Origin of the sequence: Christiangramia aestuarii, assembly GCF_009735585.1 — a bacterium.
In the GTDB taxonomy this organism is placed as follows: Bacteria; Bacteroidota; Bacteroidia; order Flavobacteriales; family Flavobacteriaceae; genus Christiangramia; species Christiangramia aestuarii.
This window is the reverse complement of record NZ_VJVW01000003.1, coordinates 1-11,557: the sequence shown is the minus strand read 5'-3', so window position 1 is coordinate 11,557 and position 11,557 is coordinate 1. Positions and strand designations below refer to the sequence as shown.

General features: G+C 41.2%; 11 protein-coding genes. 5 read left to right on the top strand and 6 right to left on the bottom strand.

Annotated elements, in window-relative coordinates:
• Window positions 1-7: 7 nt before the first annotated feature.
• The 6 genes from FLP08_RS07910 to FLP08_RS07885 form a co-directional block, all read right to left on the bottom strand.
• A complete protein-coding gene (locus FLP08_RS07910) occupies window positions 8-493 on the bottom strand; it encodes a DUF2231 domain-containing protein (RefSeq protein WP_156275717.1) in 486 nt (161 codons plus the stop codon).
• Window positions 494-495: 2 nt separating this feature from the next.
• Complete coding sequence (locus tag FLP08_RS07905; RefSeq protein ID WP_156275715.1) at window positions 496-810, bottom strand: hypothetical protein; 315 nt, start codon at window positions 808-810, stop codon at window positions 496-498.
• Between the two features lie 93 nt (window positions 811-903).
• Window positions 904-1,944, bottom strand: coding sequence for a cytochrome d ubiquinol oxidase subunit II (locus FLP08_RS07900; protein WP_156275713.1), 1,041 nt, complete (start codon window positions 1,942-1,944; stop codon window positions 904-906).
• Window positions 1,945-1,946: 2 nt separating this feature from the next.
• Window positions 1,947-3,248 (bottom strand): cytochrome ubiquinol oxidase subunit I, encoded by a 1,302-nt coding sequence (locus tag FLP08_RS07895; RefSeq protein ID WP_156275711.1) that lies wholly within the window; start codon window positions 3,246-3,248, stop codon window positions 1,947-1,949.
• A 537-nt stretch (window positions 3,249-3,785) separates the two neighbouring features.
• Entirely contained in the window at window positions 3,786-4,586 is an 801-nt protein-coding gene (locus FLP08_RS07890; protein ID WP_156275710.1) for a sulfite exporter TauE/SafE family protein, read from the bottom strand.
• A 69-nt stretch (window positions 4,587-4,655) separates the two neighbouring features.
• Window positions 4,656-5,288, bottom strand: a complete 633-nt coding sequence (locus FLP08_RS07885; RefSeq protein ID WP_156275708.1) for a Crp/Fnr family transcriptional regulator — start codon at window positions 5,286-5,288, stop codon at window positions 4,656-4,658.
• A gap of 207 nt (window positions 5,289-5,495) precedes the next feature.
• Between FLP08_RS07885 and FLP08_RS07880 the strand changes: the two genes are divergently transcribed.
• The 5 genes from FLP08_RS07880 (at window position 5,496) to FLP08_RS07860 (ending at window position 11,265) form a co-directional block, all read left to right on the top strand.
• Entirely contained in the window at window positions 5,496-5,882 is a 387-nt protein-coding gene (locus FLP08_RS07880; RefSeq protein WP_156275707.1) for a DUF7670 domain-containing protein, read from the top strand.
• Window positions 5,883-6,116: 234 nt separating this feature from the next.
• On the top strand, window positions 6,117-7,499 hold the full coding sequence (locus tag FLP08_RS07875; protein WP_156275706.1) for an NAD-dependent succinate-semialdehyde dehydrogenase: 1,383 nt from the start codon (window positions 6,117-6,119) through the stop codon (window positions 7,497-7,499).
• A gap of 142 nt (window positions 7,500-7,641) precedes the next feature.
• Entirely contained in the window at window positions 7,642-8,379 is a 738-nt protein-coding gene (locus FLP08_RS16405) for a tellurite resistance TerB family protein (RefSeq protein WP_202912758.1), read from the top strand.
• 131 nt (window positions 8,380-8,510) lie between these two features.
• Window positions 8,511-9,668 carry a site-specific tyrosine recombinase/integron integrase gene (xerA, locus tag FLP08_RS07865; RefSeq protein WP_156275704.1) on the top strand — a complete coding sequence of 386 codons (1,158 nt, stop codon included), beginning with the start codon at window positions 8,511-8,513 and terminating at the stop codon, window positions 9,666-9,668.
• Window positions 9,669-9,831: 163 nt separating this feature from the next.
• Window positions 9,832-11,265, top strand: coding sequence for a hypothetical protein (locus tag FLP08_RS07860; RefSeq protein ID WP_156275703.1), 1,434 nt, complete (start codon window positions 9,832-9,834; stop codon window positions 11,263-11,265).
• Window positions 11,266-11,557 lie beyond the last annotated feature (292 nt).

Here is an 11,557-nt window from a genome sequence, read left to right as displayed (position 1 = left end):
AGTAAGCTTAATTGAACTCTGAACAATCTCCTGAAGGGACATTAACCCCGGCGGCCTGCTGATAGACCAGCTCGGCTCCCAGGTGACCTACATAGGCCAAGCTGGCTGAGCCTGCCAGCATCAGGATGACCAGAATTATACCGGTTATCCTTGTTTTGATCAGGTCTATATACCTGGTTAAAATATCGATGAGCAGGGCAATGGTAAATATCCAGGCGGTGGTGTAAGCAAAATTCTCATGTTCCTTAAGCACAGTAGGATCGCAAAGCTGACGAGAGACTATGCCATCTGCCAGGTTGCCGGTATAAATCGAGAGCCAGACACCTATGACCCCAAGGATCAATAAAAACCTACCGCCGTGGTCCCAGGTGATACGGGAAGACCAAAGTCCTATTAGTTTGAACAGGCTGGCCATTAATAACAAAACGATAGGAAAATGAACGGACAGAGGATGAAACACCTCTGTCCGCCAAAAATCTGGTAACTGATCCATTTTTATTCCATTATTTTCACTGAAATGGGATCCAGTCTTTTTCCTTTTTTCTCTACTTCTACTTCAACTTTCTGTCCTTCCTCAAGCTCAGAAAAGTCTACTTCGCTTCCATTCCTGGTAAGACTAGTAGTCTCGGTGAAATAAAGTTCCAGGGTCTTGTTATCATCAGTAGACACATAGATCTCGGTCTTTTCGGCCTCAACCTCTTTTACCGTTCCCTGGTAGGTTCCTGATTCTACAACATCTGTACTTTCACCACAGGCGATAAAAAGCAAAATTGTACTGAAAAAAATTCCTTTTAAAATTGAAGATTTCATTTACTCTGGGTTTTAATTAGATTCTGGACCTGAAATTAGCCAAAAAACCTACCACTGCAAAGATTCATTGGGATTTTAAAGTTTTTTTGAGCTTTAATTCTGTTCATTCTTTGGCGTAGGCGTTGGGATCCTGATCATGTTAAAGGATTTCATCAAGTGGAAAAGCCCGGGCAGGATGATGCCTCCTCCTACGATAAGCGAGATGCCCAAAACTTCTATGACCGAATCTGGCGCGATCCCTTCCAGCATACTTACTTCCCCGGTCTGGGTGATGATAAGGTTGGGAAAGTGTGTATGAACTGCGGCAAAAAGCACCAGTAAGATCTGTACCGCGGCATAGAATCGCGTTAACAGGCTATGTTCTTCCTTAATAGCTTTCCATAAAGGAATCAGCAGGATTGCCGAAAGGGAAACTGCACTAAGCGAATAGAAATTCGCCAGGAAGTCCTTAACGAAGACCATTTCGGTTAGGAATCCGTAAAATAAGACTACCCCACCAAGAATCACCAGTACGATGGTATAGATGGCCGACTTTTTACTGTAAAGCCTTCTCACCTCACCTTCGGTCTCACCGATAAGCAAGGTAGATGCCAGGAATCCGCATAATGCTGCATAGAAAAGCCCAGTTAAAAAACTGAAAACATTCAGCCAGGGATGAAGGAAAATATCGGCGAAACTCACTTCAGAATAATCTTCAGTAAGCACTATCTCCCCACTGAGCAAAGCCCCGAAAGACATCCCGAGGAAAACAGGAGTTATAAGGCTGGAGATCCTGAACATACGGTTATACCATATCTGGGATTCACCAACCAGCGCATCATAATGCCTGAATATAAAAGCCACACCCCGCATAGTGATCCCTAAGAGTACCAGGGTAAGCGGGATATGAAGGTAAATAATTATGATATTGAAATAGGCCGGGAAAGCGATCCACAAGATCACAATAAGAATGATAAGCCAGATATGGTTGGCCTCCCAAACCGGTCCCATCACCTTGTAAATGGTGTCACGGTTGAGTTTTCGGTTGTCCCTGGAAGAAAAAAGTTCCACGATACCGGCTCCAAAATCGGCCCCGCCCAGGAACACATACAGGAACAGGGAGAAAAACGTAAAAAATAATACTACGTACAACATAATTATCCAATTGAGCGATTTAACACTTTGATCTGCCTGTTCATAAGCCATGCCACAGTGAGCGCAAGAGCCAGATAAACTGTCACATAGAGGTAGAAACTATATTTAAGCCCCGGCATGGGCGTAACCGCTTCAGAAGTTTTCATGATATTATAAACGATCCAGGGTTGTCTGCCCACTTCGGTTACCACCCAACCCGCTTCCACGGCAATGAAGCCTAGTGGGCTCATCAAGGCAAACAGCCACCAGTATTTCCTGTTATCCAGCCATGATCTTTTTCTAAGACTTATAAAATATACCAGGCCTGCGATCATCATCAGGGTACCTATACCTACCATGGTCTGAAAAGCGTAATGAACTACGGCAACGGGCGGAAGCTCATCATCTGGAAAATCGTTAAGGCCTTTTACCTCTGCATCAAAATCTCCAAATGCCAGGAAAGAAAGCGCTTTAGGGATCGCGAGTTTGTAATTCACTTCCCTGTTCTCCTCATCTACAATTCCTCCCACGTAGAGCGGCGCAGCCTTGCCGGTCTCATAGTGCGCTTCCATCGCGGCAAGTTTTACCGGCTGACGTTCAGCAACATCCTTGGCAGAAAGATCGCCGCTAAGAGGTTGCAACAGGGCGGCCACCGCTCCAAAGAAAATGGCTATTTTAAAGGCTTCTTTATGAAGTTCGGGCTTTTTGTTCCGCAGTATCTGGAAGGCATGTATCCCGGCCACGGCAAACCCGGTGGCGGCAAAAGCGGCTAGGGTCATATGCAGGGCCTGGGTAAACCAGGCATCATTAAGGAAGGCGGCCACGGGATCTATATTCACGAATTCACCGTTCACCACATCGAAGCCGGCGGGCGAATTCATCCAGGCATTGGCAGAGACCACGAGTATTCCTGAGGCCACTCCAGAAATTCCCACGATAATCCCGGTGAGCCAGTGAAATTTTTCCGGCAGTTTGTTCCAACCGTAGAGGTAGAATCCCAGGGCGATTGCCTCCACAAAGAAGGCGGCTCCTTCCAGTGAAAAGGGCATCCCGATCACTGGACCGGCATGCTTCATAAATTCTGGCCAGAGCATACCCAGTTCAAAAGAAAGGGCGGTACCAGATACGGCGCCGGTCACAAAGAAAATGGCCACTCCCTTCTGCCAGGCTTTGGTAAGTTTAAGAAATACAGGTTTCCTGGTATTCAGCCATTTTTTATGGGATACTACCATAAAAAAAGGCATGACCATCCCTATACACGCAAAAATTATATGAAAGCCGAGGGTAAATGCCATTTGAAGCCTGGCATAATCAAGATTCTCCATCAAGGAAGTTTTTCTAAGAAAATTTCAACCAAAGGGGTTAAAATCCTTCTATTAATTCGGCCAATAAATTTACGGAAAAACAGTCTGCTGACCTTGGTAAAAGAGGCCAAACTTCGGATAGACTGATAAAATTATGAAATGATTAAGAAGTGGAGAAAAAGCTATAAAAATATCCGGATACTGAACAGGATAACCATTCTAAAGAGAAACCCAATCTTAGATTGAATTCCTGATAGGGAGAAGGTTTTTAATTCGGTTGGCACCAATAAGAAGAGGCGCCCTTGTTTCCCCCCAAACCATAACTCCTGAAAAACATTGTTCAAATATCCGGATAAATATTCCTTTTATTTTATTGTCAAACTTATAATACCGGGCATTTTTTCCATTTGTGCTATGGAAAAAAGAACCTTTCAAAAACAATTGGGGGGAGTTAGGTGGTAATTCAAATTTTCGGAACTTAAAAATACACTAAATCAGTGAGTTAAAGCTCAAAAACTCTAATCTTATTTCAATAATCAGCTGAAATTTAACTTTATATTAGTAAAGTTCGCTCCAAATGATGTATACCCCCATGATGAGCACAAACCACCCAAAGGCTTTTTTAAGCTTCCCGCCATCAAAGAACTTATTCAGATAAACGCCAAGAAAGATCCCCAGGATGGAAATCCCGGTAAAAACCAGCAAAAAGATCCAGTCGATTTCCTGGTGGCCAAGATCTCCTAAAAATCCGAGTAATGAATTGATCGCAATGATGAGCAACGAGGTACCCACGGCCTTTTTCATTTTAAGCCCGGCAAGAAGAACAAGGATAGGGATTATAATAAAGCCACCTCCTGCTCCAACGATCCCGGTTATGAAACCAGTTAGAACACCCAGTGGGGCTAAGAGTAAGTAATTAGCCGATTTAGGCTTTTCCTGTTTCTCCAGAAGTTCCTTTTTATCATAGATCATGGAAACCGAGGCGAATAGCATAAGAATTGCAAAGAACAGCATAATGCCGATGTCCCTGGTGACGGTAAAACCAAATATCGTAAAAAGCTCTTCCGGTAAGGCCGGTACCACGAACTTCCTTGTGCTGAAAACGGTAATCACCGCCGGAATGGCGAAAGCCAGGGCGGTCTTAAAACCAACCAGTCCCTTTTGAAGATTCCTCCCTGCCCCCATAAGGGAAGAAGAACCCACGATAAAAAGTGAGTAAGCTGTTGCCGTGACGGGGTTTATAGACATAAGGTAGACCAGGACCGGTACGGTAAGTATGGAACCCCCGCCGCCAATAAGGCCAAGAACCAATCCTATTAATAATGCTCCAAAATAACCCAGTATCTCTAAAATATCCATGTGTAAATTTTCATTGGGGCAAATGTATAGTCTTAAGGGGCCGTATGCAGTAACAAGAGTTACACAAGGCTACAGGTCTATTACTTTAATATGGTTTCGTTGAAGGGAGATCTTTTTCTCGAGTTCCAGTTTCTTCAGCAGCCTGGAGATCACCACACGCGAGGTGTGCATATCGTAAGCGATCTGTTGATGCGTACTGTAGATATTCTCATCCCGGTTGATCTTGGCTTTGTCCCGCAGGTATTTCATAAGGCGCTCGTCCATATTCAGAAAAGCGATGGTATCTATTGCCTCCAGCATTTCTGAAAGGCGGGAATGGTAAGATTCAAAAACAAAATTGCGCCAGGATTTATATTTGGCCGTCCATTCTTCCATCTTGGAAATAGGCACCATGATAAAGGAGGTATCGGTCTCGGCTACCGCCCGAATTTCACTCCTGGTCTCCCCAAGGCAACAGCTAAGAGTCATAGCACAGGTATCGCCACGCTCTATAAAATAAAGAAGAAGCTCATCGCCATCGCTGTCTTCCCTAAGAATCTTGATGGCCCCTTTTAGCAATAAGGGCATACCTTTTACAAAATCGCCAATTTCGATGATCTTCTCCCCGGCTTTGGCCGTTCTTAAGCTTCCGAACTTATTTATCTCTTCCAGCAGTTCTTTTTCAAATAGAAAGCCATAGGCCTCCTGCAATTCTGAGTGCATTGAAATGATTTTAAAGTTTAAAATTATAAAGAATAAACCAGAATTAATCCCAGCGGATTTATAGGCTATTCAGCTGAATTCAAGTTACAAAAGTATTTTTTATGATACCTGGGAGTTCAATATTCTGGGCTTCAGAAAATTGTAATAAGCGGAAAGAAATCGTAAATTAGAGAGTTGCTGAAAACTAAAATTATCGGCACAATAAAGATGAGAACGCATGGATACATTAGCAGAACGAGCCTATGGATTGCCCGCATCTGGGGCAGCCTTATCCTGGGGTTCGTATTGTTCATGCTGTTGGGCCACCTTTTTGGACCGGAAAAATCTTTAGTCGGTGGCTTACAGGATCCACGAGATCTGCTCACCTTTCTTTGTTTTCCAATATTTAGCATGCTCGGCCTTATCATCGCCTATAAGTATGAAGGCCTTGGAGGTCTGATCTCCTGCCTGGCCCTGCTCCTGGCCATGATCCTGAACGGGGTGCTGGACCTCAAGTTCTTACTACTCATCTTCCCGCCGGGATTCATCTACCTTATTTACTGGTATTTCTCAAAAAAGGATAGGCTTATCGCCAGGCGAATGAAACTGCATTGATATCTACTTTAACAAGAGTTGAATTTCCAGCAAAAGCATTTCAGCTTAAACTTTCAATTCAGGTCCTTTCAATTCTTAGGAGCTCTAAAAATTTAATGTTTCCGCTGAAAATTTATCAAAAGATTAATCAACTCGGCGTAAAAGCGGGGCTTTGTTAACATCCTCTTATCAGCCGAAGCCATTTAAACTCATTAACTTTAAGATCAATAAAAAACAGCTAAAAAAAGAAAAATTATGTCTGAAGAAAAAAACTTAAAAACCTATAATCCTGCCACCGGCGAGCAATTGAACACTTATGAGCTCATGAGCGACAAGGAAGTGAAAGATGCGGTGCAAGCCAGCCACGATGCCTATTTAAAATGGAAAAGCAAGAGCGCGGAGGAAAGAGCGAAGGTGATCAAAAAAATTGGGGAAAAGCTAGCGGAAAGAAAAGATGAGATGGTAAAGCTTATGACCCAGGAAATGGGAAAATTGCTGAAACAGGGAGAACAGGAAGTGGAACTTTGTTCAGGAATTTGTGATTATACCGCCAAGAATGGCCCTGAGGCCCTGAAAGACGAAGAACGGGAATTACCTGAAGGCGGAAAGGGATATATTACCTATTCGCCAATTGGGGTTATCTACGGGATACAACCCTGGAATTTCCCTTGCTACCAGGTTGTAAGATATTCTATTGCTAACCTGATGGCTGGGAATTCCATTTTGCTTAAGCATGCCGAGAATGTAACCGGCAGCGCATTGCTTCTGGAAGAGATCTATAAGGATGCAGGACTACCTAAAGACCTGTTCAAAGTATTAAGAATCTCACATGACCAGAGCGATGATGTGATCAAGAACGACCTGGTACGCGGGGTTACCCTTACGGGAAGCTCGGGAGCGGGGAAAAAGATCGCACAACTGGCCGGGGAAGAACTTAAAAAGACGGTCCTGGAACTGGGAAGTAATGATGCTTACATCGTACTTGAAGACGCCGACCTCGACCTGGCAGTGGAAACCTGTGTTCAGGGAAGGATCTATAACAATGGGGAAACCTGTGTAGCCGCAAAACGTTTTATAGTGGTAGATAAGGTTTACGATAAGTTCAAGGAAGCTTTTGTAGAAAAAATGTCCAAGGTCAAAGCCGGGGATCCTACCAAAGAAGATAGCGATATTGGGCCAATGGCCAGGGAAGATCTAAGAGACCAGCTGCATGAGCAGGTTGAAGAAAGCGTTAAAAAAGGTGCCAAGATTCTTTGCGGAGGTAAAAAACCGGAAGGCAAGGGATACTTTTATCCGGCAACCGTACTGGGCGACCTAAAACCGGGAATGCCAGCTTACGACGACGAGCTTTTTGGACCTGTGGCTTCCCTAATAAAAGCAAAGGATGCCGATGATGCGATGCGCATAGCGAACAGCAGTAGATTTGGACTAGGTGGAGGAATATTCTCCAAGGATGAGGAAAAAGCCCATGAGCTGGCAAAATTTCATTTTGACACAGGAATGGTCTTTATCAACTCCTTTGGCCTTGCCAAACCTAACATGCCTTTTGGTGGTGTGAAAGATTCCGGTTACGGCAGGGAACATGGAGGTTTTGGTCTTCATGAATTTGTGAATACCAAAGCGGTTATGTTCGCATAGATCCATAAGAAATATTCAATGTAAAATCCGGAGTAGAGCTACTTCGGATTTTTTTATGCCCAATAAAAATCCAGGACTTCAAAATTAAGTATATTTAGTATCAGTGATTTAGCTTTATTAATTTCAACTAAAACCGCCTGAAATGGAATTCAACCTTGCCGAAAAATTAGCGATCGTAAAAGCCATTGATAAAGTGATCCTGGCTGATAAAAAAGTGGCCAAGGGGGAAATGGTCTACCTGGGGCAGCTAATGAAGCTGATGAATTTTGATTCAGAATTCGTGGAGGAAGCGAGGAAATTCAGCGTAAAACAGGCAGATGCCATCCTGGAGGGGCTGAGTGAAGCCAAGAAGCATTCGCTTGCCATCATGCTGCATGAAATGGCTTATGCTGACGGGGAAATGGATAAAAAAGAGATCGAGGTGCTTTTTTCTGAATTCGAAAATGCCGGCATCAAGATCGCCGATGCCGATAGCAATATTCCTGTTTTCGACCTTTCAGACGTTTACTTTAAATCTTCCCGGCAGCGCAGGCTGGATCCAAACGGAAACCTGATAGAAGAAAGAAATGAGAACAGGGCCGTTAAGATCGAACCTCATATCAATGGCAAAGACGGGGTTACGGTAACCATATTCAAGACCGGTAGTCTTTTGAATTTCTGGGGAAATAAGGTAGTAATGAGCCCCAAACACATGGAAATAAAAATGCTGGAAAATACCAGAAGTTTCCTGAAGGGTCATAGAGAGAATGGACAGGAACCTAAAGCTCCAGAAGAACTGCATTCAAATTATCAGCTAAGCATTTTCCACCCCAGCCAGGAAATCGAAAAGATCATTCTACATAAACGGCATCAAAAGATAGATATTGAATATCTTAAATAAGAATTAGCCTTTTCTCCTACTTATATGTTGACTTCCAGAAGGTTATCACCTGTAAAATTTCTTTCGCAACATCAAAAAATAAAATTCTAAGTGTCTGTTTTTCAGTTATATTTAATATTTATTTCTAATCAATGAAAAAAGTCACTTTAGATCTCTTTAAGCATCAGGCGAACAGCCTGATAGCAATTAAATTCGATTATGACCGGCAAATGATTGAGCACCTGAAACTGCTGGAAGGAATATCATGGTCCAACAGTTTTGGATGTTTTTACCTGGAAGCCGAAAAGAAAAAACTGAACCGGCTTATTACCCATCTTATAAGCCAGGGTTATTTTGTGGATTATTCGGCCATAGACTTTTCGAGGCTTCCGGATCTTCCTGAAAATTCCATTAAAAACGAAAGAAAAGAGATCACAGACTTCAGGAACTATCTTAATGGCCACAGGTACAGTTCCAGCACCATAGAATCTTATACAAATTTCGTAGAAAAATTCCTGAGATTTCATGATTTCAAGGAATTCTATGTCTTTAAAGATGTAGACAGGTTCGTGGAGGCCGAGATCGCTGCAAGGAATTATTCCATTAGCTCACACCGGCAATGCATTAGTGCACTAAAGCATTATTTCGAATTCACGGAACAGGAAGAGATAGATCCTTCTCAATTAAAACGACCTGAAAAAACCAAATACCTGCCGGGGGTATTGAGCAAAGAGGAAGTGATAGACCTCCTGGTGGCAACGCGCAACCTGAAACATAGATGCATCCTGGCACTTATATACTCCTCGGGCCTTCGAATTGGTGAGCTGATCAACCTCAGGCTTAAAGATATCGATGTAGACCGAAGGCAGATTCTCATCAGACAGGCCAAAGGAAGAAAGGACCGCTATGTGATGCTTGCAGAAACTTTTCTTCCGCTTTTTCATAACTATTTGCAAACCTATGCTCCCGGGATCTATTTTGCGGAAGGTCTGCAGGGAGGCAAATATACGGCCTCTGCCATACGCAGTTTTTTGAAGGAGTCCTGCCACCGGGCGAGAATCAAAAAACGAGTCACCCCACATACACTAAGGCATAGCTATGCCACCCATATGCTGGAGAACGGAATAGACATAAGGTATATACAGGAATTACTTGGGCATTCCAGGCCAGAGACCACGATGATCTATACCCACGTTACCCAGAAGGATCTTTCGAAGATACGCAGCCCGCTTGATGAGAGTTTGAAGGAGCTGATGCAGGGGCCTAAAAGAGACTCGTACCTGCGCTTATCCCGGAACATACTCGAATAAAAATGTATATTGCCGTGGATATAACACGTTGGCAATAATTTAAAACAGGTGCTCGGATATTATAAAAAAATTATAAGTTTACAATTCAAGAAGATTTATCTTCAAAAAAAAAATTCCATACCGGCGGATTAGTTAGTTATATATAAATAGTGAGTTGTGACATATGCTTAAACTACTAGAAAAACAGGGGCCTAAGCTATCTAGTGAGTTAATAAAGATTATTACAAGAAAGGACAAAATTAGTAACGACGCCGCAAGAAAAAGGTTGCAAAGACTTTCAGCTCCAATAACTAAAATAAAAGGACTTTTTTCGGACAATCAAGCCTTTTATCATCTTCAATCTCAATATAAAAAACCAATTTTTTATGAAGGCTTATACAGAGCTTTCGAAATTGCAGGAAGAAAATATTATGCCTTATTATTAGCTATTGAATACCATTCAGGTTATATAAAAGAAAATGAATTAGCTTCTTATTCCTTTAGTCCAATTAGGAAATTAAAGGGTCATAAAAAATTTGAAAATTTAATAGATGAATTGGTAGAACTTGGTGTGCTTTTGAAGCAAGATGATTATATTAAAATAAATCCACAGCTGGCAGAAAGAGATAATTTCAATCATCATAAGGCCATAGAAACTGCAAAAAATTTTGTTTTAATACAGTTCAGTGATTGGGCTAGAAAAATTGGTTTAACCTCTTATAATACTGCCACATTCCACTCTCAATTTGGTCTTTTTTCTTGGAGTTTTGTTTCTCCTTCTTATGTTTCCACACTTACAAACTATAAAAACAAAAAAATAAATCCAGGATTCATTGTTGCCGATGTATTGGTTGGAAATAAACCGAATAAAGAAAATGTAAATTTCTTTATTCAAAAAATTGAAATCCTAAAACAAATAAAAGGATTACCCCAATTTTTAGGATTTTTAATTGTTGATGATATTGACCTTGAAACGCTAAACCGTCTTAAAGATAAAGGGATAATTGTGGGTTTTGTAGATAAGCTGTTTGGAGATGAGTACAAAGAACTTCTACAATCATTGATTACGACCGTTACAAATGCTGGAGCTATTTTAAAAACTAATCCAGAAGCATATCTTGATTTGATAACAAAATTAAATAAGCTTGTAGAAGGCAAAACAAATAATTTAAAAGGAGATTTATTCGAATTAGCAGTAGGATACTATCATAGCAATTTTTGTCAGAGCTTGGATATTGGCAAATTAATAAATCATTTGGGAGAGCTACGGGAAATTGATGTATTTGCTGTTTATGCAGATAAAATTGTTATCGCTGAATGCAAAGGATATAAAAGTAAAATCGACCGAGATCAATTGGAGGAATGGCTCAGCAAAAAAGTATCTGTAATTAGAAAATGGCTTATTGATCAAAATTATTACAGTAATAGAACCTTGATATTTGAATATTGGTCAAGCGGTGGATACACCAAAGAAGCTATTGACTTTATAAAGACCAAAACATTTCGAAAATTTAAAGTTGTATTTATTGACCAAAAGGAACTAATTAAAAAATCAAAGGAAATTCCTTCAAAGAAATTTAAAGAAATTTTAGACCAATATTACATCCCAGAAATTTAAACTATTGCCAACAACGGTTCATCGCCAATAAGCGGCAGCGTTAGAAAGAAAATAATTAACTTGACCAACAAACTAATACAAAGCCGACTAATCCGCGTCCCTTACTCCGCCAACTGGCGATAACCGAGACCGTTGTATGCTATTATTTCAGAGAAAATGCGTAAAATAAATTTCATATTCTTCATTGTAATATTCCTATTCATATTTAGTTGTAAAGAAAATCCAAAGAAAAAATTATTGTCTGAAAATGATAAATCAGAAATAAAAACTGAATTAGATAGTGTATTTAAAA